We start from the raw sequence: 25,992 nt of genomic DNA, 5'->3' as shown, positions 1-25,992 counted from the left end.
GGTGTTGCTGAGTACAGTGTTGCTGGGCACGGGGTGTTGCGCGCGCCCCCGCTTTGACGTATAGGACCGCCGTTCCCAAAAAACCGCCCGGCAGGGCATGCCGTGGCGGTTTCATTTGCTTTTCGGGCTTTGGTCGGCCTGAAGCGAACAAAAAGCGCATTGGTGCGCATATAAACGGAGTAGCAAAATGCCCAAGATGAAGACCAAATCGGCCGCCAAGAAGCGGTTCAAGATCACAGGTACGGGTAAAGTTCTGTCGGCTGCGGCCGGCAAGCGTCACGGCATGATCAAGCGGTCCAACAAGTTCATTCGAAATGCCCGCGGCACGATGGTTCTGGCTGAACCGGATGGCAAGAAGGTCATCAAGAATTTTCTGCCGAACGGCCTCTGAGCATTCGGTCTGGACAGCGTTAAGGAGATCATGACATGGCACGCGTAAAGAGAGGCGTCACCTCGCACGCCAAGCACAAGAAGGTCCTGAAAGCCGCCAAGGGTTTTTACGGCCGTCGCAAGAACACCATCCGCATCGCCAAGCAGGCGGTGGAAAAGTCGCTGCAGTACGCCTATCGCGACCGCAAGAACCGCAAGCGCTCGTTCCGCGCGCTGTGGATCCAGCGCATCAATGCGGCGACGCATGAGCATGGCCTGACCTATGGCCGTTTCATCGACGGTCTCAACAAGGCCGGGATCGAGATCGATCGCAAGATCCTGTCGGACATGGCCATCCACGAGCCGCAGGCCTTCGCCGCACTCGTGGCCAAGGCCAAGGTCGCGCTCGAATACCTGAAGAATACCACGCCGAATGCTTTTGAAAGCGCTGTCGCTTAAGACCAGCGCTTCCCAAGCTATTCGACACTTGATTTGGGAAACCCGCGCTGGCAGGGCTGGCGCGGGTTTTTCTTTGCTTCCAATCGGATCTGGAACATGAGTGACATGGAAACTCTCGAAAATTCCCTGATGGCCGAGATCGCCTCGGCCGCCGACGAGCAGGCGATCGAGGCGGTGCGTATCTCGGCCCTCGGCAAGAAGGGCTCGGTTTCCGAGATGCTGAAGACGCTCGGCTCGATGAGCGCCGAGGAGCGCCAGGTCAAGGGCCCGGCAATCAACGGCCTCAAGAACCGCGTCACCGAGGCACTTTCGGCACGCCGCGCCGAGCTGAAAGATGTGGCGATCACGGCACGGCTTGCCGCCGAGAAGGTCGACGTCAGCTTGCCGGTCAGGCAATCGCCGGCCGAGCGCGGCCGCATCCATCCGATCAGCCAGGTTATCGACGAGATCGCAGCGATTTTCGGCGATCTCGGCTTTGCCATCGCCGAAGGTCCCGACATCGAGACCGACTATTACAATTTCACCTCGCTGAACTTCCCGGAAGGCCACCCGGCGCGCGAGATGCACGACACGTTCTTCTTCCAGCCGGACGAGCAGGGCGAGCGCAAGCTTTTGCGCACCCACACCTCGCCGGTGCAGATCCGCACCATGGAGATGCAGAAGCCGCCGATCCGCATCGTCATCCCCGGCAAGACCTACCGGCAGGATTCGGATGCCACCCACTCGCCGATGTTCCATCAGGTCGAGGGGCTGGTGATCGACAAATCGGCCAACGTCGCCAACATGAAATGGGTGCTGGAGGAGTTCTGCAAAGCCTTCTTCGAGGTGCCGAGCGTCAAGATGCGCTTCCGGCCGTCTTTCTTCCCGTTTACCGAGCCCAGCCTCGAGGTCGACATCCAGTGCGACCGTTCGCGGCCCGGCGAGGTGCGCTTCGGCGAGGGCTCGGACTGGATGGAGATCCTCGGCTGCGGCATGGTCCACCCCAATGTGCTCCGTTACGGTGGCCTCGATCCTGACGAATACCAGGGCTTCGCCTGGGGCATGGGCATCGACCGCATCGCCATGCTGAAATACGGCATGCCGGATCTGCGCGCCTTCTTCGACGCCGATGTCCGCTGGCTTTCGCATTACGGTTTTAGGCCGCTCGACATGCCGACGCTGTTCGGGGGCTTGAGCGCGTGACGACCGGGCCGCAGCAAATCCGCGGGCAGCTCGCCTTCCTGCACATGTCCGACGCGCGGCCGCATAGCTTCAAGTGCAGCGTGCCCAGACCAGACGGAACACAGTCATGAAACTCACCCTCTCCTGGCTCAAGGATCATCTCGAGACAGACGCCTCGCTGGCGGAAATCGTCGAGCGTCTCACCTCGATCGGCCTCGAGGTCGAGCATGTCGACGACCGGGCGAGCCTGGCTCCCTTCGTCATCGCCAAGGTGCTGACGGCGGTCCAGCATCCCGACGCCGACCGGCTTCGCGTGCTGACCGTCGACACCGGCGACGGCAAGCCGCCGGTGCAGGTCGTGTGTGGAGCGCCGAACGCCCGCGCGGGCCTGATCGGCGCCTTTGCAGCACCGGGCACCTATATTCCCGGCATCGACGTGACGCTGACCGTCGGCAAGATCCGTGGCGTTGAAAGCCACGGCATGATGTGCTCCGAGCGCGAGCTCGAATTGTCCGAGGAGCATGACGGCATCATCGACCTTCCGGCCGATGCGCCGGTCGGTACCAGCTTCGCCGCCTATGCCCATCTCGACGACCCGCTGATCGAGATCAATCTGACGCCGAACCGGCCGGATGCGACCAGTGTCCATGGCATCGCCCGCGATCTGGCGGCGAGCGGGCTCGGCACGCTGAAGAGCTCGCCGATAGAGCCGATCCCCGGCAAGGGCGAGACGCCGGTCAAGGTGACGATCGAAGCGCCGGAGCTCTGTCCCGGCTTTGCGCTGCGCCTGGTGCGCGGCGTCAAGAACGGACCGTCGCCGAAATGGCTGCAGCAAAGGCTTCTCGCCATCGGCTTGAGGCCGATCAGCGCGCTCGTCGATATCACCAATTACGTCACCTTCGACCGCGGCCGGCCGCTGCATGTCTTCGACGCGGCGAAGGTCACCGGCAATCTCGCCGTGCGCCGGGCGCGTGATGGCGAAAAGGTGCTGTCGCTCGACGGCCGCGAATACACGCTGACGCCGGAGATGTGCGTCATCGCCGACCAGGACGGCATCGAATCGATTGCCGGCATCATGGGCGGCGAGCATTCCGGCTGCGACGAGAACACCACCGACGTGCTGATCGAGTCGGCGCTTTGGGACCCGATCACCACCGCCCGCACCGGCCGCACGCTCGGCATCATCACCGACGCACGCTACCGCTTCGAGCGTGGCGTCGACCCGGAAATGATGATTCCCGGTGTGGAGCTGGCGACGAAGCTGGTGCTCGATTTCTGCGGCGGTACGCCGGCGCAAACCGAAGTCGTCGGCTATGCCGGCCATCAGCCGAAGATCGTCTCGTTCCCATTGTCGGAAGTGAAGCGGCTGACCGGCATCGAAGTGCCGCGCTCGACAAGCCTCGACATTCTTGCCCGCCTCGGCTTCAGGCCGGAGGGCACGGGCGATGTCGTCAATGTGGCGGTCCCGTCCTGGCGGCCGGATGTCGATGGCAAGGCCGACCTGGTCGAGGAGGTCATGCGCATCCACGGCGTCGACAACATCGCGCCGCAGCCGCTCGGGTCGCACGATGCGGTCAACGCCAGGATCCTGACTGTGCTGCAGATCCGCACCCGCGCCGCCAAGCGGGCACTCGCCGTGCGCGGCATGATGGAGGCCGTCACCTGGTCGTTCATTCCGGCAAAACACGCCGAATTGTTCGGCGGCGGCCAGCAGGCGCTGAAGCTTGCCAACCCGATCGCCGCCGATATGTCGGACATGCGGCCGTCGCTGCTGCCGGGGCTGATTGCGGCAGCACAGCGCAATGCCGACAGGGGCATCGGCGATGTCGCGCTGTTCGAAGTGTCGGGCACTTACGAGGGCGACGGCGCCGACCAGCAGCGGCGCGTTGTCGCCGGCGTGCGGCGCGGCACCGCCAAGCTCGAAGGCTTCGGCCGCCATTGGGCCGGCAACGCCGGCGCCGTCGGCGTTTTCGATGCCAAGGCCGATGCGATCGCCGCACTCGAAGCCTGCGGCGCGCCGGTCGAGCGGCTGCAGATCGAGGCCAGCGGCCCGGCCTGGTATCACCCCGGCCGCTCCGGCACGATCAAGCTCGGGCCGAAGGTAATCCTTGGCACGTTTGGCGAGTTCCACCCGAAGACGCTGGAGAGGCTTGACATCTCCGGCCCGCTTTGCGGCTTCGAAGTGTTCATCGATGCGGTGCCTGAGCCGAAGACCAAGCCGACGCGGACAAAGCCGAGACTGGATCTGTCCGCCTTCCAGGCAGTCAAGCGCGATTTCGCCTTCGTCGTCGACAAGGCGGTCGAAGCCGGCACACTCGTTCGCGCCGCCCTTGCCGCCGACCGAAAGCTGATTTCCGGCGTCTCGGTGTTCGATGTTTTCGAGGGTGCAGCGCTCGGCGCGGCGAAAAAATCGATCGCCATTGAAGTGTCGATCCAGCCGGTCGAAAAGACGCTGACCGATGAGGATTTCGAGGCGCTGGCCAAGCGCATCGTCGAGAATGTTGGCAAGCAGACCGGCGGCGTGCTGCGGATGTAAGGGGATGCTCTGATGGACCACAAGCTCTCCATCAACTGGCTGGCAACGCATATCGGGACGATCGACGGGTTCTTGGATGACCAGGAATGCGCCGATCTGATCGCTGACAGTGAACGGCGCGGTTTCGAGGCGGCCAAGGTGAACAGCTCCGGCGGCGCCACCGTCCTGAAGGAGCTTCGCAATAACGACCGGGTTGTCTTCGATGACGAGGACCTTGCGGATTTGCTCTTCGCACGGGCGCGGCCTCTGCTCTATCGTGGTCTCGGCGACTGGCGCTTGACCGGGCTGAATGAGCGTTTCCGTTTCTATCGCTATGGGCCGGGCCAGAAGTTCGATTGGCACCATGACGGCTATTTCGAGCGCCACGCCTTGGAGCGCAGTCAGTTCACGTTCATGATTTATCTTTCAGATGGATTTGAAGGGGGAGGAACCTCGTTTCGCGGCGAGATGCCGGGCTATGCCGGTAGCAGTCTTCTGGTGAAGCCGAAGAAAGGAATGGCACTGGCGTTCTACCATCCGATCGAGCATCGCGGCGACGAGGTGCTGTCGGGGCGCAAGTACGTCATCCGAACGGACGTGATGTACAAGCGCCAATGAAACGCTGTCCGTTCTGCCGCTGAGCTAAATGCAACTGACCCCGCTGGAAGTGTTTTTCGTCAAGGAGTTCTGCCGTTCCGCCGGCGTTTCTCCTGACATGATGCGTGCGCTGAAAGTCAAAGAACGCAGCCGCGATCCTGTAGGATTCATGACCAGAGTCACTCCCTCATCGGTTCCCCCGGAATTGCGCTTTGAGAGTCGAGTGTTCAGTTCGCTTCGGGTAGCGTGCGTTGGACCTGACCAGCTTCTTTGCGGCATGGTGCTGTTCTTCGATGGGATTGAAGGAAAGCTAGATGCGATCGAAGGCTTTGTGTATGGCGAAGAATGGCCGTCAATCGAGGAGCCAGTCTTCTGGTCCGAGACCGACCGAACAATGAGCCTTGGGCGGGAGGGAAACTAGCCTGCAGAAATGGGCGTCACGACGCCCTTTCCGATAATTGCACAACGCATGGCGCGCTGAGGACCTGGAGGGGTTGCCGGCAGGTGACGAATCGCCGTCCAAAGGGCGATGGACCATTTGCGCTATTGCGGGCTGTCTTTCGAGAACAGCGTGCAGCCTTTCTCGATATCGTCTCGGCCGATCCGCTGATTGCCGAGACGCTGTCGCGGGTACGGGTGCTGGGCCTGCCGGACTGGCTGGTCGTGTCCGGCGCGCTTTACAACAGCGTCTGGAATCATCTGACCGGAAAGCCCTCGGGGTACGGCATCCGGGATGTCGACCTGTTCTATTTCGATGAGAGCGATCTGTCCTACGAGGCCGAGGACAGTGTGATCGCCCGCGCCGCGCCGGTCTTTGCCGATCTGCCCCTACCAGTCGAGATTCGCAACCAGGCGCGGGTGCATCTATGGTATCCGTCCAAGTTCGGACGGTCCTGTCCATGTTATTCCAGTTCCAGCGACTCGGTTCGCTTCTTCGCCTCGAAGACCCATGCGGTCGGTGTCCGCTTCGATACGGACGGGCGACTTGATCTCGTCGCGCCGTTTGGTCTGGACGACATCTTCTCGTTTCGCATCACGCCGAACCGGGTACTGGACAGTCGCCAGACGCACGAGGCAAAGGGCGCACGTGCCAGGGAGAACTGGCCGGAGATCAGTGTCGTGCCTTGGTAGGAAATGTCGACACGAGGCACCCCTCTCTGCCCTGCCGGGCATCTCCCCCTCAAGGGCCCCTCAAGGGGGGAGATCGGATGTCACCTCGGCTTTCGCCAATCACCGGCGCCGGAAGGGCGGGCAGGGCGCGGGAACTGCCAATCTCCCCCCTTGAGGGGGAGATGTCCGGCAGGACAGAGGGGGGTGCCTCGCGCCGAGGTCTCACAACGCTTTGCATCGCACCGTATTAGTCAAAAAGGGGTGCCCAAACGCCCCGTTTCGATTACGCCGTCGATTGCCGTTCACCCGTTAACCAGCGCCAGCAGCTCCTCGGTATAGCGCTTGCCGACCACCTTTTCCGGCGACAGGGCGTCGCCGATGGATGCCACCTCGGCCTGGCTCAGCACGATATTGGCTGCCGCCGTATTCTGTTCGAGATGTCGTATCTTGCGGGCACCAGGGATCGGCACAATGAAGTCGCCCTGATGCAGCACCCAGGCGAGCGCCAGCTGCGCCGGCGTCACGCCCTTCCCGGCGGCCATCTTTTCCAGCACGGCGACGACCGCCGCATTGGCCGCCATGGCGTCGGCCTGGAAGCGCGGCAACCCACGGCGCCAGTCGTCGGCGCCGAGAACATCGGGCTTGGCGATCGTGCCGGTGAGCAGGCCGCGGCCGAGCGGGCTATAGGGGACAAAGCCGATGCCGAGCTCACGGCAGACAGCAAACACCTCCTCCTCCGGATCGCGGCTCCACAGTGAATACTCGCTCTGCACGGCGGCGATCGGGTGCACGGCATGCGCCCGACGAATGGTCGCCGCACTTGCCTCCGACAGGCCGAGCGCCCGCACCTTGCCCTCGCGCACCAGCTCGGCCATGGCGCCGACCGTATCCTCGATCGGCACGTTGGGGTCGACGCGGTGCTGGTAATAGAGATCGATCACCTCCGTATCCAACCGCTTCAATGACGCTTCGGCCACGGCCTTGACATGCTCCGGGCGGCTATCGACACCGGCCATGCGCTCCATGCCGCTGCCTTCTTCGAGGATTTTGAAGCCGAATTTGGTTGCGATCGTCACCTTGTCACGCACCGGCTTCAGCGCCTTGCCGACCAGGATCTCGTTCTCGAAAGGGCCATAGACCTCGGCCGTGTCGAAGAAATTGACCCCGATCTCGACGGCATGGCGCAGCGTGGCAATCGCCTCCGCCTCCGGCTGGCCACCATAGGCAAAGCTCATCCCCATGCAGCCGAGGCCGACCGGGTAGACGTCAAGTTCATTGCCAAGCTTGCGGGTTTGCATCACGTGTCTCCTTGTTGTGATGGTTGTGATGCCGCAGAGATAGCGTCTTGCGCCGAGTTCGATAATCGGCTCTCAATTGCACGGGCTGTTCCAAGAAATAGATCAATGAAGCGAACCCATCTTTCACAGCTCGCGGTACTGGCAATGGTCGCCCAATGCGGCAGTTTTCGCGGCGCCGCCAAGGAACTGGCAATCGCGCCGTCGGCGGTCAGCCACGCGGTGTCCAGCCTCGAAGCGCGCCTCGGCGTGCGCCTTCTGGCGCGCAGCACGCGCAGCGTTGCTCCGACCGAGGAGGGCGCGCAACTGCTCGAGCGCCTCAGGCCGGCGCTGTCGGAAATCGACCTGGCGCTGGAATCGGCGATCGAGGCGCGCGACCGGCCGGCCGGCAATCTCCGGCTGACCGTGCCGCGCACCGCGGCCCATCTGGCGCTGACGCCAAGGCTCAGCGCCTTTGCGGCTGCCTATCCCGACATCGTGCTGGAGATCGTTATCGAGGACCGCTTCACCGATGTGGTCGAGGGCGGCTTCGATGCCGGTGTGCGGCTGGGCGAGAGCCTGCAGCGCGACATGATCGCGGTGCGTATCGGACCAGACCTTCGCGGCGCCGTGGTCGGCGCGCCAGCCTACTTCGAGACCAGGTCCAAGCCGCAGCATCCGCGCGATCTCGCCGCTCACCGCTGCATCCGCTTCCGCTTCTCCAGCGGCATCATCTATCGCTGGGAATTCGAGAAAAACGGCGAGGAGATCGAAATCCCGGTGGAAGGGCCGCTGATCCTCGACGAGGACCATCTGATTGCCAATGCCGCGGTCGACGGCGCCGGGCTCGCCTTCGTGTTCGAGGACTATGTCCGCGACCCGCTCGCCGCCGGCAAGCTCGTTCGCGTGCTGGAGGACTGGTGCCCGCGCTTCGATGGTTTCTTCGTCTATTACCCCAGCTGCCGCCAGATGCGGCCGGCGCTCAGGGCCTTTGTCGATTTTTTCAAGGTCGGCGAATAAGCCAACCCTCCCCACAAGGGAGAGCTGGAAGAAAGTCGACCTGGCATTCGTTCACCGACCATGTCAGCACTGCCCAAAAACCAGACGGCCGGCTACGGCTGGACGGCGATCATCCTTCACTGGCTGATCGCGGCGCTCTTTATTGGCCAGTTCGTGCTCGGCTTCGTCATGGTGCGGCTGTCCAGCCAGCGCACCGCCTTCGAGCTGATCCAGCTGCATAAATCCTTCGGCTTCCTGCTGCTTGGACTGGTCATCCTGCGCATCGCCTGGCGCCTTGCTAATGCGGTGCCGCCGCTGCCGCGCTCGGTCGGCCCTTTCGCGCGCCGGATGGCGCCGCTGGTCCATCTCGCGCTTTATGCGTTTCAGCTCGCTCTGCCGCTGTCCGGCTGGGCGCTGGTCTCGGTCTCGGTGCTGGAGATCCCGAGCGTGCCGTTCAATCTGTTCGTCATGCCCAATCTGCCGCTCGGTGAATCGGACACGGCAGAAAGCTTCTGGGCAGCGACGCACTGGTATCTCGCCTATGCCGGCATCGGACTTGTCGCTTTGCATCTCGCCGCAGCGCTGCGCCATCATTTCTGGCTGAGGGATACCGTGCTGACGCGCATGATCACGGCTTCGTCACATCACGACAGGGAATAGAGCGGACGGCTCATTCGTTGATGGGGCGAGGACGCAAGAAAGCGTTGCCTGCCAAGAGGACCATTTCCATGTACGCGCGCATCTTCGGATTTGCGGCAGCTGCCGCTTGTTTTGCCATGCCTGTTTTCGCCGCCGTTGCCCTTGGCGAGGCGGCCGGCAGCTACACGATCAGCCCGGGGAGTTCCAGCATCCATTTCTCCATCGCCAAGCTCGGCGGCGGCGGGCTCGACGGTGCCTTCTCCCGCTTCAAGGGCAGTATCCTCATCGACAACAGCGATGTCGGCCGGTCCCGGGTCAATTTCACCATCTTTCCCGAAAGCGTCGGTACCGGCCAAAGCCGCATCGATGCCTTTCTCCGCTCGGACGCAGTCTTCGACGCGGCCAACAATCCGGAGATCCAGTTCCGTTCGACCAGCGTCAAACGCACCGGCGACACGTCGGCCCTTGTCACCGGCCGGCTGACGGCGCGCGGCAAGACCTTTCAGGAAAAATTCACGGCCGAGCTCGGCGGGCTCAGGGCGGGCACGATAAAATTCCACGTCACCGGCAAGGTGCTGCGGTCGCGCTACGGCATGGATGTCGGCACGCCGATTTATTCCAACGTCGTCGATTTCGACATGACGCTGATGGGTAGAAGGGGTTGAGCGGTTCTTCCTGAGATTTCACCGTCGCTGCAGGACCTGGGTTCCTCGCCCCCGCGGTGCGGGGGAGAGGTGGCCCGGCGAAGCCGGGACGGAGAGGGGGACGACGGTCGCGAAGTCAGACTCCTAAAAGGGACTGAGCGCGAGACGGGCCATAATACGAAGCCTATCAGGCGCCGCCCTTAAACAGCGAATTCCAGCCCGTCACGAAGACCCCTCTCCGTCCCGGCTTCGCCGGGCCACCTCTCCCCACTTCGTGGGGCGAGGAACCATGCTCCCGCATTGGCTTTTCTCCTGAATTAGGGCAAACCTCCAGGCCTGCAATCGAGAGGAGAAATCTGATGTTCCGATGGGGAGTTTTGTCGACGGCCAAGATCGGCCGCGAGCAGCTTTTGCCGGCAATCGTCGAAGCGGAGAACGGCGTGCTGTCCGCGATTGCCAGCCGCGATCTGTCGAAAGCGCAGGCGCTGGGCGAACGCTTCGGTGCGCGCCACGCGTTCGGCTCCTATGAGGAGCTGCTCGCCTCCAGCGACATCGACGGCGTCTACATTCCGCTGCCGACCTCGCAGCATGTCGAATGGACAGCCAAGGCGATCGAGGCCGGCAAGCATGTTCTGGTCGAAAAGCCACTGGCGCTCGACGCCAAGGACATTCCGCCATTGATCAAGCTGCGCGATGCCAGGAAGGTGCTGGTCTGCGAAGCCTTCATGGTCGTCTACCATCCGCAATGGATCAAGGTGCGCGACCTCATCGCCAACGGCGCCATCGGCCGGCTGCGCCATGTCCAGGGCGCGTTCTCCTATTACAATGTCGACCCCAACAACATGCGCAACAAGCTCGATCTCGGCGGCGGTGCGCTGCCCGACATCGGCGTCTATCCGACGGTATCGACGCGCTTTTCGACCGGCAAGGAGCCGCTGCGCGTCCAGGCGACGATCGAGCGCGACAAGACATTCGGCACCGACATCTATTCCTCGATCCGCGCCGATTTCGGCGACTTCGAGCTGTCGTTTTACCTGTCGACGCAGATGGCGGCACGCCAGGTGATGGTCTTCCACGGCGAGAAGGGCTTCATCGAGGTGTTCTCACCGTTCAACGCCGGACTCTACGACCATCACCGCGTCGAACTGCACAACCAGAACCACAGCGAGGCGCAGGTTTTCCGCTTTCCCGGCACGCAACAGTACCGGCTGGAAGTCGAGGCCTTCGCGCGGGCTGCGCAGGGCGGCAAGGATCGTGTCTTCACCCTGGAAGAATCGGTGCTCAACCAGAAGGTCATCGATGCCATCTTCCGCGCCGGCGAGAAGGAAGGCTGGGAGGCAGTCTAGGCCGGCGATGATCCCAAAAAGTGGGGACCGGTTTTTGGACGAGATCATGGCCAAATAGATGTCCGACGATGCGGATGTGATCGTTGTCGGCGCCGGCCTTGCCGGCCTTGTCGCGGCGGCCGAACTGACTGCGGCCGGCAAGAAGACCATCATCGTCGAGCAGGAGCCGGAACAGTCGCTTGGCGGCCAGGCATTCTGGTCGCTCGGCGGCATCTTCCTCGTCGATTCGCCCGAACAGCGGCGCATGCGCATCCGCGATTCGTATGAGCTGGCGCTCGAGGACTGGCTGGGCACCGCAGCCTTCGACCGCACGGAAGATCTCTGGCCGCGCCGCTGGGCCGAGGCCTATCTCGGCTTCGCCGCCGGCGAGAAGCGCTCCTGGCTCATGCAGCGCGGCCTGAAATTCTTTCCGGTGGTCGGCTGGGCCGAGCGCGGCGGCGGCAATGCCGTCGGCCACGGCAATTCGGTGCCGCGCTTCCACATCACCTGGGGCACCGGCCCTGGCGTGCTCGAACCGTTCGCGCAGCGCGTACGCGAGGCCGAGAAGCGCGGGCTGATCCGCTTCAAATTCCGTCACCGGGTCAACGAATTGACGCGGACGGGCAGCGTCGTCAACGGCGTGCGCGGCGACCTATTGGCGGCGAGCGATGCCGAGCGCGGCCGCAAGAGCTCGCGCGAGATCACCGGTGATTTCGAGCTGAAGGCGCAGGCCGTCATCGTCGCCTCCGGCGGCATCGGCGCCAATCACCGGCTGGTCCGGGAGAATTGGCCGAAGCGGATGGGCGCGCCGCCGAAACGCATGATCACCGGCGTTCCCGATCATGTCGACGGCCGCATGCTGGCGATCGCCGAAGCCGCCGGCGGCCGGCTCATCAACCGCGACCGCATGTGGCACTATGTCGAGGGCGTCAGGAACTGGGCACCGATCTGGACCGATCATGCGATCCGCATCCTGCCCGGCCCGTCATCGCTGTGGCTCGATGCGCGCGGCAAGCGCCTGCCGGTCCCGCTCTATCCCGGCTTCGACACGTTGGCCACGCTCAGCCACATCATGAGCACCGGCTTCGATCATTCCTGGTTCATCCTGACCAAAAAGATCATCCAGAAGGAGTTCGCGCTGTCGGGCTCCGAGCAGAACCCCGATCTGACGGAGAAGAGCTGGCGCCAGGTGCTCGGCCGCGCCACCAGCGGCGTTCCCGCGCCGGTCAAGGCGTTCATGGAGAAGGGCGAGGATTTCATCGTCGAGCCTGATTTGCCGGCGCTGGTCGCCCGCATGAACGCAGTGGCCGGCGGCGAGCCGCTGCTCGAACTGGCGCAGGTTGAGCGCGAAATCCGCGCCCGCGACCGGCAGCTCGACAATCCGTTCTCCAAGGACATGCAGATTACTGCGTTGCGCGGCGCGCGAGCCTATCTCGGCGACCGGCTGATCCGCACCGCAAGACCGCACAAGCTGCTCGATCCCGCCAATGGCCCGCTGATTGCCGTCAGGCTCAGCATCCTGACCCGCAAGACGCTCGGTGGGCTGGAGACTGACCTCGACAGCCGCGTGCTGGGCGCCGGCGGCCAACCAGTCGAGGGGCTGTACGCGGCGGGCGAGGCCGCCGGTTTCGGCGGCGGCGGCATGCACGGCTATGCAGCGCTCGAAGGCACGTTTCTCGGCGGCTGCATCTTTTCCGGCCGCAGTGCCGGACGGGCGGCGGCACGCGCAGTGGGGTGAAACAAGGCCCGCGGCGGCCGTTGCGCCAAGGTGGCGGGTCGCACCGAGTGGCCAACTTCCCTTAGAGCATTTTGCAGCCGAATGGAATCATTTGGCGTCCGCATAAATGCGGCAAAACAGATAGTTAGAGCGGGTTACCGGTTCCAGGAGAACCGGAACCGGCTCTAGGCGAAGGGCTGCAAATTGACGTCTTGAAGCTTGGAACCGGCAAGCAAAGCCTCGAGCACCTGCTTCTTGAGAGACAGGCACTGCGAACGGGCAAGTTTGACGATGGCGGAAACCTCGCCTGCCTCGCAGGCAAGGACCAGCTCCTTTTGCTGGGCGATGATCAACTGGGTGAAGTCGCGGGACTTGAAGCCGAGGTGGAGAACCCGCGCCGACTGGTCGAGTATCTGGTCCAGGAGATGCGCCAGTCGTAAATTTCCAGAGAGCTCCGCAAGGGCCAGACGAAAGGCACGGTCGGCCGCAAGGAAGGCGACGTGGCTGCGTAGCGTCTCCGGCTTCAGCACTTTTTGCGCTGCCAGCCTGACATCCTCGAGCCCGCGCTCGGTCATGTTCGATGCCGCCACCCTGAACACTTCCGGCTCGATCAAGCTGCGGACATCGAAGATCTCGTTGACATCCCGCAGGCTGAGCGTAGCAACGACGTAGCCGCGGCGCGGCTCGCTCCTGACCAGACCTTCCTGCATCAGACGAGCCAGCGCCGCGCGGATCGTCGCCTTTTTGATCTGGTATCGATTACCGATCTGTTTCTCTGTGAGCGCTTCGCCGGGGCTCAACACGCAGGCGATGATGTCGTTCCTCAGCTGCTCATATGCCTGTTCCCTGCGAAGGACGTCGGCGGCCGACAGTGCTGTCGCCTCGACCGTGGCCGGCCTTGCCGGTTCGGCGGTCAACTTCGTCGTTTTCATATTCCGTCCGTCTGGCTGTCCCGTTGACGCTGGCATCAGCATTCGCTAGCGTGAGCATCTCAGATTGATGATCTGAGCATCTCAGCGAGGATAACTGATATGCCTTTACCCGCCAACTCGCCTCTCTACGCCGCTGCCGATGATATCGTCAATGCCGCGAAGGGGCCAGATCCCCTCGAAGCGGTAAGGACGGTCCTGGGCGACTATACCAACCGCTTTCACGCATCGGGAACACTCGCTCACGAAGAAGACGACGACGAGGTGCTTCTGCATGCGAGCCCGAACCTGACGATCTATCACATCACGCTGTCGCCCGGCCTGCAGTACCCGCCTCATAACCACCTGATGGATGCCTTGATCGGCATCTACAAGGGCAGCGAGACGAACTTCATCTATCCCGTTGCCGGCAGCGAACTCGATGTTCCCGAAAGGCAGGACATCGCAGCGCCTGCCGTGGTGCACATGGCGTCAAATACCGTTCATGCGGTTGCGAATACGGGCGGTGCGCGATCGGGTGCGCTGCATGTCTACCTCGGCGATCTCACACGAACCCACCGGCAGCTGTGGAGTCCGGATGGCAACCAGGCCGAGCCGTTTGACAATGACCGCTATCTGGCCGGCGCTCGGCCCATTCAGCAGTCCGGGCACGAATGAGCGCAGGGGCGTCGCGGGCGGCGAAATTGGCCGTGATCAGCGGACCCGTCGGAATCGCGTCACACTTGTCACTCTCGCCAACCCGCTATCGCCCCTATCCTATCTGACGACCCAACACGTCGCGCCTGCGGCGACAAACCAGCAAGGAGATGCACAATGACGGCACATCAGAATGGCACAGGCGAGCAGACGAAGCGGCTCGCGATGAAGACACCACCGGTCGTTTCGTCTGACGCGTGGGAGGCCGCGCGCCAGCAACTGCTCGTGAAAGAGAAGACCGTGACCCGGGCTCGCGACGCACTGGCCGCCGAGCGCCGGCGGATGCCGTGGATGGCGGTGGAGAAGACCTATACGTTCGAAGGGCCTGATGGAAAGGTGAGCCTGCTCGACCTGTTCGAGGGCCGCCGTCAGCTGATCGTCTACCGCGCCTTCTTCGAGCCCGGCGTATTCGGCTGGCCCGACCACGCTTGCCGCGGCTGTTCGCTGGGGGCGGACCAGGTCGGCAACCTCGCCCATCTGAACGCCCGCGACACCACGCTTGCCTACGCCTCGCGCGCACCGCAGGCCGACATTGCGCGGCTGAAGGCGCGGATGGACTGGAAGATGCCCTGGTACACCATCACCGACAGCTTCGATGCCGACTTCGGCGTTGACGAGTGGCACGGCCACAACGTGTTCATCCGCGACGGCGACCGCGTGTTCCGCACCTACTTCATCAACAACCGCGGTGACGAGGCGATGGGGACCGTATGGAGCTATCTCGACCTGTCGCCGCTCGGCCGCCAGGAGGTTTGGGAGGATTCGCCCGTGGGCTATCCGCAGACGCCGACGTACAAGTGGTGGAATTGGCACGACAATTACGGCGCCGAAGCCGTCCCCGACAAAAAATGGGTCGAGATATCGGACGCCGGAGAGGCCGCGTTCCGGAATCGCACCGAATAGAACGTCTTTGGCGTCGCGGAAATGCAGCCAGGACAATTGGAGGAGCGGGATGCACGGTTCAATTCGACGCATCCCGCTCGCTATGCAGGACTACGGACATGAGCGAGATTCATGCAGGCGGATCCACCGGCGATGCGAGCCCGGCCGACCATAGTGCAGCCGATTGGCTGTCCTTTGCGGCCGCGCCGACCTTCGCAACCATGGCGCTGCTGACGCTTCTCGGCGGAGCGCCGGACATGATGTGCTCGACCGGGCAAGAGGCGTCACCGCTCGACGGCATGGTCCCGATGTACCTGCTGATGAGCGGCTTCCATTTAGGACCTTGGCTGAAGCAGGTTTCCGGCCGGCGACGCCGCCGCAAATAGAGCTGTACCGGCCGACAAAGGCCCGTTCTGGTCGGGAAGACATCCCTCACCAGATCCACTCGCCCCTTCCCAAAACCGCTACCGCATCGACAATCCGGGTAAAGCTCGAGCGGGCGCGGCCGGCCGTGTGCCTGGCGCGCAAATAGCCATGCACCAGCCCCGGCTCCTCGAGCCACCAGGCGCGCCCGCCCGCGGCAACGATGCGGTCGCGATAGGCTTCGCCGTCCGACGACAGCGGGTCGCATTCGGCGGTGATCACGACGGTGGGCGGCAGATTGGCGAACTCGGCGTCGGCGAGCGGCCACAGAGTGAGATCGCCGGTGCGATCCTCGCCACCGGTCCTGATGTCCCTGTAGAAAACGAGGTCGCGCGCGGTAAGCATCGGCGCTTCCGCGTGGGTGACGTAGGAACCGGCGGAGCTGTCGCCGCCAAGGCCGGGATAGACCAGAATCTGGCCGATCGGCTTGCGCGCATGGCCGCGCGTTGCGTGACTGACGGCGGCGGCGAGATTGCCGCCGGCACTGTCGCCGCAGAGCAGGACAGGACGCTCGTAAGTCGCCGCCGCCCATTCGAAGGCGCTGATGGCATCGTCGAAGGCGGCCGGATGAAGGTGTTCAGGTGCCAGCCGGTAGTCGACCGAAACCACTTCGTAGCCGGTGCGGCTGCAAAGCTCGGCGCAGAGGTCGTCATGGCTGTCGAGCCCGCCGAGGATAAAACCGCCGCCATGGAAATAAAGCACCATCGCCGCCGTTTCCGGCGCCGGAGCGCGGTAGATGCGGATCGGAATGTGCCAGGGTGTGGCAATGGCGGTGGTTTCCGCCGTGACGCCTTGGGGATAGCCGGCAAAGAACTCGCGGCACATCCGGTTATAGATCTGGCGCTGCTCGGCGACGGTGTAGTCGATCGTATCGGGCGGATAATAGGAGTTAGTCCGCTCGATGAAGCCCCAGGTCTCGGCGTCGATGAGGGTTTTGTAGTCGGTCATGGGCGCTGAATGGATCGCAATGAATCCGCGTGAACACCCCCCTCTGGCCTGCCGGCCATCTCCCCCTCAAGTGGGGAGATCGGCAGCTTCGGCCTTGCAGCCCATCTTGCAACGTTGGAGATTGGCGAAAACCGAAGCGACATCCGATCTCCCCCCTTGAGGGGGAGATGGCCGGCAGGCCAGAGGGGGGTGTGACGGAGTGCCGTCATTTCGGCTGTACCTTCATTTCCCCTTCCACACCGGATCGCGCTTCTCGGCAAAGGCGCGAAAGCCCTCGAGATTGTCCTCCGAGCCGTAGAGTGCGTCAACCGTCGACAGTTGCCGGCGCGTCACCCGGTTCATGGCGTCCTGGAACGTCAGCGATTCTGCGACCCGGGCCGTTTCCTTGATCGCGGCGAAGACCAGCGGCGGGCCGCTGGCGAGCAGCCGCGCGATTTCCCAGACGCGGTCCTCCAGTCTTTCCTTGGGCAGCACCTCGTTGACCAGGCCCCAGCGATGCGCCTCGGCGACATCCATCCAGCGGCCGGTGAGCAGAAGGTCCATGGCGACATGGTAGGGGATGCGCTTCGGCAGCTTGATCGTCGCCGCATCGGCCAGCGTGCCGGCACGGATTTCGGGCAGCGCGAAGGAGGAGTGGTCCGACGCATAGATGAGGTCGCAGGATAGCGCCAGTTCGAAGCCGCCGCCGACCGCCATGCCGTTGACGCAGGCGATCACCGGCTTGTTGAGGTCGCGCAGTTCCTGCAGCCCGCCGAAGCCGCCGACGCCGTAGTCGCCGTCGACAGCGTCGCCGCCGGCCGCTGCCTTCAGGTCCCAGCCGGCGCAGAAAAACTTGTCACCGGCGGTCTTGACGATGGCGACGCGCAAGTCGGGATCGTCGCGAAACGCCTTGAAAGTCTCGCCCATCAGCCGCGACGTCTTCAGGTCGATGGCATTGGCCTTGGGCCGGTCGAGCGTGACTTCGAGGATAGTGCCCTCGCGGCGGGTGGTGATGACGTCAGACATTTTTGTTCTCTCCAAGCACCAGCAGCGCATCGGCGATCCAGGCGCCCTTGCCTTCGGTGCAGACGATCAGCGGATTGATGTCGAGTTCCTCGATCTCGCCGGCGTTTTGCTGCACGAAAGCGGCAATGCCCGATATCGCATCGATTGCCGCCGCGACATCGGCCTTCGGCCGACCGCGATAGCCGTCGAGCAGCGGGAACAGTTTCAGCCCACGCAAAGCGGCCTCGATATCGTCGCGGGTCGCCGGCAGCATCAGCGTGACGCTGTCGCGCAACAGCTCGACCAGCACGCCGCCGGTGCCGAGCGTCATCACGGCGCCGAACATCGGGTCGCGGGTGAAGCCGACGAGCAGCTCGGCGACGCCGTCGCGCACCATGCGCTCGACATAAAGGCCCGTGCCGAGCGGGCCGAGATCGTGGGCGGCGGTGCTGACGGATTCAGCATCCCTCAAATTGAGCCGGACCGCGTCGAGCTCGGACTTGTGGATGACGCCAAGGGCCTTCAGCGCCACCGGGAAGCCGAGCGCCATCGAGGAGATGACAGCTTCGACCGCGTTGCCGGCGCGCTCGCCCTTCGGCACGGGGAGCCCGGCCTCGATGAGCCGCGCCTTCGCCTCGGCCTCGTCCGGCGTGACATGGTCGCCGGCCGGCGCGCCGGACGCCGAAGTGTCGATCGGCTGCGCCTGCGGCTCGCGCCAGGCCCAGCCGATGAAGGCCGCCGCCTGGGCGGCGTCAATGGCTTCGGAGATGCCGAACAGCGGCACCATGCCCCGCGCCATCAGGCCGGCAGTGTATTCCTCGGGCAGGTTCTCCGGCAGCGAGGAGACGATCGCGCCTTGCGCGCTGTTGGTCTTCAGCGCCACTTCGAAGGCGCGCAGCGTCGCCCACCAGTCGGTGTCCGAGCAGCGGTCGGGGCGCGGGAAATCGAGCACCAGCATGTTGAGGTCGAAGCCCCCCGACACCATCGCGGTGAAGGTGGCGGTCATCGCCGGCTCGTTGTTCCAGATGAAGGTGTGGTAGTCGAGCGGGTTGGCCACCGCGACCAGCGGCCCGAGCGTCGATTTGACATGCGCGCGGTGCTCGGGGGTGAGTGGCGGAAACGTCACCCAGCGGCCTTCGGCGCTGTCGGCCATGACCGACGCCTCGCCGCCCGAACAGCTCATCGACGACAGCCGGTAGCCGGGCAGGGGGCCGGTGACGTGCAGCAGCTTCAGCGCCTCGATGAAGGCGGGAATTGAATCGATGCGGGCGATGCCGAGCCGCTTCAGGAAGGCGCCGGACGCCGCGTCCGAGCCGGCCAGCGACGCGGTATGGGAGACGGTCGCCTGCCGCGCCTGCTCGGAGCGGCCGACCTTCATGGCGATGACAGGCTTCTTCAGCTCGCGTGCCCGTGCCGCCAGCCTTTCGAAGCCGGCTACCGAATCGAAGGCCTCGATATGCAGGCCGAGCGCGGTGACGCGGTCGTCCTCGATCAGGCCGAGCGCCATTTCGGAAAGCCCGGTCTGCGCCTGGTTGCCGGCGGTCATCAGAAAGGCGATCGGCAGGCCGCGCTTCTGCATCGTCATGTTGATGGCGATGTTCGACGACTGGGTGATGATGGCAACGCCGCGACCGCCTTCTGGCAGCCTGATGCCGCCATGCTGGTCGGGCCACAAAAGCGCGCCGTCGGCGTAGTTGATGAGCCCGTAGCAGTTCGGCCCGATGATTGGCATTTGGCACGCCGCCGCGACCAGCTCGGCCTGCAGCCGCTCGCCGTCCTCGTCATAGGCCTCGGTTTCGAGGAAGCCGGCGGCGAAGCAGACCGCACCGCCGGCGCCGCGCTCGGCCAGTGCCTTGACCACTTCGATGGTCAAGTGCCGGTTGACGCCGACGAAAGCGGCATCCGGCGCACCGGGCAATTCGGCCACCGAGCGATAGGCCTTGCGGCCGGCGACCTCGGCCTTGCTCGGATGCACCGGCCAGATCTCGCCGGCAAAGCCCATCTTGATCGATTGCGCGACGACGGCGGCAGCCTGCGCGCCACCGAAGACCGCGATCGTTCGTGGGCGCAGAAGGCGCTCAAGTTTGTGCATAAACACCCCCCTCTGCCCTGCCGGGCATCTCCCCCTCAAGGGGGGAGATTGGCAGCTGGGCCGCCGGCCCGAGGCATGCAACGGTAATAACTGGCGAAATCAGGAATGGCGGCCGATCTCCCCCCTTGAGGGGGAGATGTCCGATAGGACTGAGGGGGGCGCGAAGGAATGCAGACATTGCGCTGTTCAGCCCCCGAACGGGCGCAGCAGCGCCCGGGAGATGATGTGGCGCTGGATTTCCGAAGTGCCTTCCCAAATGCGCTCGACGCGGGCGTCGCGCCAGATGCGCTCGAGCGGCAAATCGTCCATCAGCCCCATGCCGCCATGGATCTGGATCGCCTCGTCGGCGACGAAGGCAAGCATCTCGGTGGCCTTCAGCTTGGCCATGGCCATGTCCTGGTCGGTGACGGTACCCTGATCGTACTTCCAGCCGGCTTCGAACACCATCAGGTCGGCGGCCTTCAGCTCGGTCGCCATGTCGGCGAGCTTGAACGACACGCCCTGGAACTTGCCGATCGGCTGGCCGAATTGCTGGCGCTGCGCGGCGTATTCGACGGCGTGGCCAAGCGCCCGCTCGGCGCGGCCGAGGCAGGTGGCGCCGACCTGCAGGCGCGTTGCGCCGAGCCAGGAATTGGCGACATCGAAGCCTTTGTGGACCTCGCCGAGTACCTGGCTCGCCGGCAGCCGGCAATCATCGAATTCGAGAATGGCGTTGGTGTAGCCGCGATGCGAGACGTTGCGGTAGCCGTCGCGCACGGTGAAACCCTTAGTGCCCTTGTCGACGAAAAAGGCGGTGATCTTCTTGCGTTTTCCACGCGAAGACTCTTCCTCACCCGAGGCCATGAAGACGATGGCGAAATCGGCGAGGTCCGCATGGCTGATGAAATGCTTGGTGCCGTTCAGCACCCAGTCGTCGCCGTCTTGCACGGCGGTTGCCTTCATGCCGCGCAGATCGGAGCCGGCGCCCGGCTCGGTCATTGCCAGGCAATCGCATTTCTCGCCGCGAATGCAGGGAAACAGATATTTTTCGCGCTGCTCCGGCGTGCCGGCGAGAAGGATGTTCGAAGGCCGCGCCACGCAGGTCCAATGCAGTGCGTAATTGGCGCGGCCGAGTTCCTTCTCATAGAGCAGCCAGGTCACCGTATCGAGCCCGGCGCCGCCGACATCGGCCGGCATGTTGGCGGCATAGAGGCCGGCTTCGATCGCCTTGGCCTTGATCTCCTCGATCAGCTCGCGGCGCAGCACGCCGGTGCGTTCAACCTCGCGCTCATGCGGGTAAAGCTCGTTCTCGACGAAGGCCCGCGTCGTCTCGACGATGAGCTTCTGCTCCTCCGAAAGACCAAAATCCATGGTCTCAGCCTTTCTTCTTTTTCTTCGGCTTTTCAGCCTTGGCCTTTTCGGCCGCCTTGGAGGCGGTGGGCTTCTTCGCCGCAAGCTTGGCCAACTGCCTGGTGTAGTCCTTATGCAAGGCGCCGGCACCCCAACCTTTGCCTTTGTTCTGCTTCGACAGTGCCTCCATGATGGCGACCAGATTGTCGTCGCGGATCTTTTCGAGATCGCGGATCGACAGACCGTGCGCCTGATCGTCCGACTGGGTCGCGATCAGCTCGACCAGCTCATCGTTGAACTCCGGCACGTCCATCAGCTTGGTCCACGGCCATTTCAGGCACGGGCCGAACTGCGCCATGAAGTGGCGCATGCCGGCCTCGCCGCCGGCGACGCGATAGACCTGGAACATGCCCATCTGCGCCCAGCGCAGGCCGAAGCCGTAGCGCATGATGTCGTCGAGCTCCTCGACCGTGCAGATGCCGTCCTTGACCAGCCACAGCGCCTCGCGCCACGCCGCTTCGAGCAGCCGGTCGCCGACGAAGGCTTCGATCTCCTTGCGGATCACCACCGGCTTCATGCCGATCGAGGCATAGATCTCCTTGGCGACCTCGATCGCCTCGGGAAAGGTCTGTTCGCCGCCGACGATCTCGACCAGCGGCAGCAGATAGACGGGGTTGAACGGATGGCCGACGACCAGCCGCTCCGGATGCTTCTTCATCGCTACCTGCATGTCGGTCGGCTTGATGCCGGAAGTGGAGGAGCCGACAATTGCGTTGGCCGGCGCATAAAGGTCGATCTCGGCCAGCACGCGGTGCTTCAGGTCGAGCCGTTCCGGCACGCTTTCCTGGATTAAATCGGCGTCGGCGACCGCCTCGGCGATGGTCTTGGCGAAGGTAAGCTTGCCCTCCTTCGGCAGGCCGCCGGGCAGCATCTGCTTGTAGGCGCGTCGTGCTCCCTTCATCACCTCGCCGACCTTGCGTGATGCCTCGGGGTCGGGATCGAAGATCGACACGTCGATGCCGTTGAGCAGCAGCCGCGCCACCCAGCCGGCGCCGATGACGCCGCCGCCGATGGCGGCCGCTTTGTTGATGATGCTCATGCGGAAGCTCCGGTTCTGGTGCTGGCTGTTGCGGGGTCGGTGAGGGCGACGCGTTCGCCGGCACGGATCACGCATGCGTCATAGGCCTTGCGCGCGAACACTTCGAGCACGAAGGGCCGGAAGAAATCGATCGGCAATGTCTCGTAATCCGGGTCGAAGCTCGACTGATCCCAGCGTTCGCAAAACTCATCGCAATCGTCGAAGTAGATGTGCTCGGCGAAACGGTCGCGGGCGTGCGGATTGCCGCCGAGGTGGTGGGCGTAATAGAGGCGCTGGAAATCGCCGTGCTTTTCCACCACCCAGGTGCATTGCTCGCGCACAAAAGGCTTCAGGATCGACGCCGCATACTCGTCGTGGTTATAGGGCGCGTAGATGTCTCCGATATCGTGCAGCAAGGCGCAGGCAATCCAGTCGGTGTCGGCGCCGTCGCGCCAGGCCCGTGTTGCCGCTTGCAGTGAATGGCCGAGCCGGGTGATCTTGTAGCCCGAGAGGCCCGCATCAAGCTGGACGAGCGCGTCGAGCAGGCGCTCGCCGGTCTTTGCCGCGTAGTCGATCTCGTGCTCGGTGAGGAAGGCGTAATCCTCGCGGTCGCCGTCCTTCATGGCGGTGAATTTCACGGTCTTCATCGGCGGCTCCTCCCAACCGGCTACCGGCTTTTCAAAGCGGTGCGCGCTTCGTCAGGTTCAGCTTCTTGCGGACTTCGTCCGGGCCGATGACCCTGGCGCCCATATTCGACACGATGCTGACCGCCCGCTCGACCAGCTGCGCATTGGTCGCCAGCACACCCTTGTCGAGCCAGAGATTATCCTCCAGTCCGACGCGGACATTGCCGCCGGCCAGCACCGCGGCCGCGACATAGGCCATCTGGTTGCGGCCAATGGCAAAGGCCGACCAGTTCCAGGTCGACGGTACATTGTTGACCATGGCCATGAAGGTGTTGAGGTCGTCCGGCGCGCCCCACGGCACGCCCATGCACAATTGCACCAAGGCGTCCGGCTTCAGCACTTCTTCCTCGACCAATTGCTTGGCGAACCACAGATGCCCGGTGTCGAAGGCCTCGATCTCCGGCTTGACGCCGAGCGCCGTCATCATGCCGCCCATGGCACGCAGCATGCCGGGCGTATTGGTCATGACATAGTCGGCCTCGGCGAAATTCATGGTGCCGCAGTCGAGCGTGCAGATTTCCGGCAGGCACTGGCGGACGTGCTCCATGCGGTTGCTCGCGCCGCCCATGTCCGTGCCTTTTTCGTTCAGCGGCAGCGGTTTCTCCGGCGGGCCGAATACCATGTCACCCCCCATGCCGGCGGTCAGGTTCAGCACCACGTCGACGTCTGCCGCGCGGATGCGCTCGGTTACTTCGCGATAGAGATGCACGTCGCGCCTAGGCTTGCCGGTCTCGGGATCGCGCACATGGCAGTGCACGATCGCCGCACCCGCCTTTGCCGCCTCGATGGCCGAATCGGCGATCTCTCTGGGCGAGCGCGGCACATGCGGGCTGCGATCCTGCGAACTGCCGGACCCGGTCACGGCACAGGTAATGAAAACCTCACGGTTCATCGCTAACGGCATCGGATTCTCTCCCAATAGAACGTAGGGCAAGAATGCCTGACTTGCCGGAAACTGTTTTGCGTTTTACGAAGATCGTGTGACCAAAAACGAAAAACCGACGATCTTTCGGGCCGAGCGTTTGCCGCTCAAGGTAACGCTGCTGGTATTCTCCGGCTCGTCGATCATGTGCGTCGCCTCGGCCGTCGATCCGTTGCGCGCCGCCAACCGCATTGCCGGTGAGACGCTGTTCGATTTCAGGCTGGTCTCGGTGACAGGCGAGGCGCCGGTCACCACATGCGGCCTGCCGGTGGCGGTCAGCGGCCGCTTCGATGCGGCTGACACAACCGATATGCTGGTCGTCGTCGCCGGCTTCGGCTCGCAGAACCATGCCACATCGGCCTTGCTGTCCGGACTGCGCCGGGCGGCGCGCGCGGCACGCGCCTGGGGCGGCGTCGAGGCCGGCACCTGGCTGGTTGCCCGCGCCGGTCTGCTGGAGGGGCGCAGCGCCACCACCCACTGGGAGGACATGGAGGATTTCTCGTCGGCCTTTCCCGGCGTCGACGTGCGCCCCGACCGCTACGTCATCGATGGCCCGGTGTTCACCACCGGCGGCGCCTCGCCGACCTTCGACCTGATGCTGCATCTGATCCGCACGCGGCTCGGCATGGCCGTGGCGCTAGATGTCGCGAGCGTCTTCATCTACGACCAGGCGCGCGCCGCGACGGACGCGCAACCGCTGGTCTCGCTCGGCCGTCTTGACGGCTACGATCCCAAGCTGGCGCAAGCCATCCGGCTGATGGAAGCGCATGTCGACCAGCCGCTGACTATCGCGGCCGTGGCAAAGCGCGCCGGGGTGACGGCACGGACGCTGGAAAGCATCTTTCGAAAGTCGATCGGCGAAACGCCCGGCGCTTATTACCTCAGGCTGCGCCTCGGCGCCGCGCGCCGGCTGGTGGTCGACACGCGCATCGCCATGGCGGACATTGCCGGGCGAACGGGGTTTTCGTCCGCCGCGGCATTTTCCAGAGCGTTTTCAAGAGCGTTCGGCGAAGCGCCGGTTAGGCTGCGTCGGGGATAATGCATGTCGCCCAAAAGCCTGGCCACGGGCTTGACCCGAGCGTGCGTAGCGGTTTTGCGATAACGACATCCATAGGCAAAGGTAGATCAGGCAGCGTCCTGGCGGTCGCTGCTGCCGTCGATCTGCGAGCGCATCTGTCTCGCAAGATGGGTCTCGAAGCGGCTGGCGACCGCGCGATCCCATTCGTTTGCAATCAGCGCACCTTGTTTCGGGTGCGGCAGCGCCATCAGCCGGTCGATGATCGATCCAGCCTCGCCAGATGAGAGCAGGGCGTCGATTTCGCGTTCGTGCTGCATATCGTTTCGCCTCCTTCTTTCTGAATCCCGCCACGAACCACACTATAGGAGGTTCGTGACGGCTGTTTGAAGGCAAGAGCGAGGCGATTGATGGGCGATGCCGGGCAAAGTTTTGTCCGCCGCCGCCCATCTTGGGCACGATCGTTCCGGCAGGTCAGGCAGTGCTTCAGCCAAGCCGCATCGACAGTTCAACATCCTCGCCGAACGGCGTGGACATGTAGCCACTCCCGGTCGAGCGCACCCGCTCGAGGTATTCGGGGCAAAGATCTGCGTTGTCGGCAACGACGAAGGCGCCCGGTCTGAGGCGGCTTTCAACCAGACTCAAGATCTCGGGATAGAGCGCTTTGGCGCCGTCGAGCAGAAGCAGGTCGACGCTTTCGGGAAGATCGACGCTTAATGTTTGCAGCGCGTCTCCTTCGCGGGTTTCCACCATGTCAATGAGACCGCCTGCTGTCAGATTACTCCTCGCGCGCGCGACCTTGGATGGCTCGAACTCGCTGGTGATCAGGCGGCCACCGCCATTGTCCCGCAAGGCTGCGGCAAGGTGCAGGGTCGAGATGCCGAACGAGGTTCCAAATTCGATGATCGTCCGTGCGCCGCTGCCTCGTGCCAGCATGTAGAGCAGCGTGCCGGTCTCTCGCGAAACGGGAAGCCAGAGATCCCTTAGCCGCCCATAGAAATCGAGGTATTCGGTCTTGCTTCGAACCAGCCGCATCCGCTCCTCGGCGGAGAGTTCCGCCACTGCAGGGCTTGTTGCCGCAGCGGCTTCCTCGAACAGGCGGTCCAGCAGGGGCGCGAGCGGCGTTGTCGTCAGTGTGGTCATATCGGTCTCCAGTCGGAATTGAATGCGTTCTTGTGCGACATTCAAAATACGACTAA

General features: G+C 63.8%; 26 protein-coding genes and 1 pseudogene. 16 read left to right on the top strand and 11 right to left on the bottom strand.

Annotation, left to right across the window (positions count from 1 at the left end):
* Positions 1-187: 187 nt before the first annotated feature.
* The 7 genes and pseudogenes from rpmI (at position 188) to NKH93_RS09925 (ending at position 6,232) form a co-directional block, all read left to right on the top strand.
* On the top strand, positions 188-391 hold the full coding sequence (gene rpmI, locus NKH93_RS09955; protein ID WP_006201248.1) for a 50S ribosomal protein L35: 204 nt from the start codon (positions 188-190) through the stop codon (positions 389-391).
* A 35-nt stretch (positions 392-426) separates the two neighbouring features.
* Positions 427-828, top strand: coding sequence for a 50S ribosomal protein L20 (gene rplT, locus NKH93_RS09950; protein WP_006201247.1), 402 nt, complete (start codon positions 427-429; stop codon positions 826-828).
* A gap of 96 nt (positions 829-924) precedes the next feature.
* Positions 925-2,010: a phenylalanine--tRNA ligase subunit alpha gene (pheS, locus tag NKH93_RS09945; RefSeq protein WP_352539998.1), complete on the top strand. Its 1,086-nt coding sequence runs from the start codon at positions 925-927 to the stop codon at positions 2,008-2,010.
* A gap of 106 nt (positions 2,011-2,116) precedes the next feature.
* Complete coding sequence (gene pheT, locus NKH93_RS09940; RefSeq protein ID WP_352970098.1) at positions 2,117-4,525, top strand: phenylalanine--tRNA ligase subunit beta; 2,409 nt, start codon at positions 2,117-2,119, stop codon at positions 4,523-4,525.
* Between the two features lie 12 nt (positions 4,526-4,537).
* Positions 4,538-5,122, top strand: coding sequence for a prolyl hydroxylase family protein (locus NKH93_RS09935; protein ID WP_352501133.1), 585 nt, complete (start codon positions 4,538-4,540; stop codon positions 5,120-5,122).
* A 28-nt stretch (positions 5,123-5,150) separates the two neighbouring features.
* Complete coding sequence (locus NKH93_RS09930) at positions 5,151-5,522, top strand: hypothetical protein (protein ID WP_352970095.1); 372 nt, start codon at positions 5,151-5,153, stop codon at positions 5,520-5,522.
* Positions 5,523-5,630: 108 nt separating this feature from the next.
* Positions 5,631-6,232, top strand: a pseudogene (locus tag NKH93_RS09925) (nucleotidyltransferase family protein).
* Positions 6,233-6,513: 281 nt separating this feature from the next.
* Here NKH93_RS09925 and NKH93_RS09920 read toward each other — a convergent pair.
* Complete coding sequence (locus NKH93_RS09920; RefSeq protein WP_352970093.1) at positions 6,514-7,509, bottom strand: aldo/keto reductase; 996 nt, start codon at positions 7,507-7,509, stop codon at positions 6,514-6,516.
* A gap of 105 nt (positions 7,510-7,614) precedes the next feature.
* Here NKH93_RS09920 and NKH93_RS09915 point away from each other — a divergent pair, with 105 nt between their 5' ends.
* The 5 genes from NKH93_RS09915 (at position 7,615) to NKH93_RS09895 (ending at position 12,830) form a co-directional block, all read left to right on the top strand.
* Complete coding sequence (locus tag NKH93_RS09915) at positions 7,615-8,505, top strand: LysR family transcriptional regulator (RefSeq protein ID WP_352970091.1); 891 nt, start codon at positions 7,615-7,617, stop codon at positions 8,503-8,505.
* A 60-nt stretch (positions 8,506-8,565) separates the two neighbouring features.
* A complete protein-coding gene (locus NKH93_RS09910) occupies positions 8,566-9,144 on the top strand; it encodes a cytochrome b (RefSeq protein ID WP_352970089.1) in 579 nt (192 codons plus the stop codon).
* Between the two features lie 68 nt (positions 9,145-9,212).
* Positions 9,213-9,788, top strand: coding sequence for a YceI family protein (locus NKH93_RS09905; protein ID WP_352767410.1), 576 nt, complete (start codon positions 9,213-9,215; stop codon positions 9,786-9,788).
* A gap of 338 nt (positions 9,789-10,126) precedes the next feature.
* Positions 10,127-11,113, top strand: coding sequence for a Gfo/Idh/MocA family protein (locus NKH93_RS09900; RefSeq protein WP_352970087.1), 987 nt, complete (start codon positions 10,127-10,129; stop codon positions 11,111-11,113).
* Positions 11,114-11,171: 58 nt separating this feature from the next.
* Positions 11,172-12,830: an FAD-binding dehydrogenase gene (locus NKH93_RS09895; RefSeq protein ID WP_352970084.1), complete on the top strand. Its 1,659-nt coding sequence runs from the start codon at positions 11,172-11,174 to the stop codon at positions 12,828-12,830.
* A gap of 164 nt (positions 12,831-12,994) precedes the next feature.
* Here the strand turns inward: NKH93_RS09895 and NKH93_RS09890 are convergent, their stop codons facing one another.
* A complete protein-coding gene (locus tag NKH93_RS09890) occupies positions 12,995-13,741 on the bottom strand; it encodes a GntR family transcriptional regulator (RefSeq protein WP_352970082.1) in 747 nt (248 codons plus the stop codon).
* A 99-nt stretch (positions 13,742-13,840) separates the two neighbouring features.
* Between NKH93_RS09890 and NKH93_RS09885 the strand changes: the two genes are divergently transcribed.
* From NKH93_RS09885 to NKH93_RS09875, 3 genes are all read left to right on the top strand, one after another.
* Positions 13,841-14,395 carry an autotransporter gene (locus tag NKH93_RS09885; RefSeq protein ID WP_352970080.1) on the top strand — a complete coding sequence of 185 codons (555 nt, stop codon included), beginning with the start codon at positions 13,841-13,843 and terminating at the stop codon, positions 14,393-14,395.
* A 156-nt stretch (positions 14,396-14,551) separates the two neighbouring features.
* Positions 14,552-15,337, top strand: a complete 786-nt coding sequence (locus NKH93_RS09880) for a DUF899 domain-containing protein (protein ID WP_352970078.1) — start codon at positions 14,552-14,554, stop codon at positions 15,335-15,337.
* Between the two features lie 98 nt (positions 15,338-15,435).
* Positions 15,436-15,702 carry a hypothetical protein gene (locus tag NKH93_RS09875; RefSeq protein ID WP_352682188.1) on the top strand — a complete coding sequence of 89 codons (267 nt, stop codon included), beginning with the start codon at positions 15,436-15,438 and terminating at the stop codon, positions 15,700-15,702.
* Positions 15,703-15,748: 46 nt separating this feature from the next.
* Here NKH93_RS09875 and NKH93_RS09870 read toward each other — a convergent pair whose 3' ends face one another.
* The 7 genes from NKH93_RS09870 to bcoG all read right to left on the bottom strand — a co-directional run bounded on the left by NKH93_RS09870 (position 15,749) and on the right by bcoG (position 23,760).
* Positions 15,749-16,687 carry an alpha/beta hydrolase gene (locus tag NKH93_RS09870; RefSeq protein ID WP_352501130.1) on the bottom strand — a complete coding sequence of 313 codons (939 nt, stop codon included), beginning with the start codon at positions 16,685-16,687 and terminating at the stop codon, positions 15,749-15,751.
* 222 nt (positions 16,688-16,909) lie between these two features.
* Complete coding sequence (locus NKH93_RS09865) at positions 16,910-17,692, bottom strand: carnitinyl-CoA dehydratase (protein ID WP_352472543.1); 783 nt, start codon at positions 17,690-17,692, stop codon at positions 16,910-16,912.
* Positions 17,685-19,763: an acetate--CoA ligase family protein gene (locus NKH93_RS09860; RefSeq protein ID WP_352970075.1), complete on the bottom strand. Its 2,079-nt coding sequence runs from the start codon at positions 19,761-19,763 to the stop codon at positions 17,685-17,687. Before NKH93_RS09860 ends, NKH93_RS09865 begins: the two co-directional genes overlap by 8 nt.
* A gap of 186 nt (positions 19,764-19,949) precedes the next feature.
* A complete protein-coding gene (locus NKH93_RS09855) occupies positions 19,950-21,113 on the bottom strand; it encodes an acyl-CoA dehydrogenase family protein (protein WP_352970073.1) in 1,164 nt (387 codons plus the stop codon).
* Between the two features lie 4 nt (positions 21,114-21,117).
* Positions 21,118-22,191 carry a 3-hydroxyacyl-CoA dehydrogenase NAD-binding domain-containing protein gene (locus tag NKH93_RS09850; RefSeq protein ID WP_352970070.1) on the bottom strand — a complete coding sequence of 358 codons (1,074 nt, stop codon included), beginning with the start codon at positions 22,189-22,191 and terminating at the stop codon, positions 21,118-21,120.
* The gene (locus NKH93_RS09845; protein ID WP_352454777.1) at positions 22,188-22,817 is read right to left on the bottom strand and encodes an HD domain-containing protein; all 630 of its coding nucleotides are present in this window, start codon (positions 22,815-22,817) and stop codon (positions 22,188-22,190) included. Before NKH93_RS09845 ends, NKH93_RS09850 begins: the two co-directional genes overlap by 4 nt.
* 31 nt (positions 22,818-22,848) lie before the next feature.
* Positions 22,849-23,760, bottom strand: coding sequence for a 3-dehydrocarnitine:acetyl-CoA trimethylamine transferase BcoG (gene bcoG / locus NKH93_RS09840; RefSeq protein WP_352970068.1), 912 nt, complete (start codon positions 23,758-23,760; stop codon positions 22,849-22,851).
* A 76-nt stretch (positions 23,761-23,836) separates the two neighbouring features.
* On the opposite strand from bcoG, the gene NKH93_RS09835 reads away from it, so the two are divergent.
* Complete coding sequence (locus NKH93_RS09835; protein WP_352970066.1) at positions 23,837-24,817, top strand: GlxA family transcriptional regulator; 981 nt, start codon at positions 23,837-23,839, stop codon at positions 24,815-24,817.
* Between the two features lie 86 nt (positions 24,818-24,903).
* On the opposite strand, the gene NKH93_RS09830 is transcribed toward NKH93_RS09835, so the two are convergent.
* Entirely contained in the window at positions 24,904-25,113 is a 210-nt protein-coding gene (locus NKH93_RS09830) for a hypothetical protein (protein WP_352970064.1), read from the bottom strand.
* A gap of 166 nt (positions 25,114-25,279) precedes the next feature.
* Positions 25,280-25,936: an O-methyltransferase gene (locus tag NKH93_RS09825; RefSeq protein WP_352970062.1), complete on the bottom strand. Its 657-nt coding sequence runs from the start codon at positions 25,934-25,936 to the stop codon at positions 25,280-25,282.
* Positions 25,937-25,992 lie beyond the last annotated feature (56 nt).

Source organism: Mesorhizobium sp. M0954, assembly GCF_040319155.1.
Taxonomy (GTDB): domain Bacteria; phylum Pseudomonadota; class Alphaproteobacteria; order Rhizobiales; family Rhizobiaceae; genus Mesorhizobium.
This window is presented reverse-complemented; position numbering and strand designations above follow the sequence as displayed.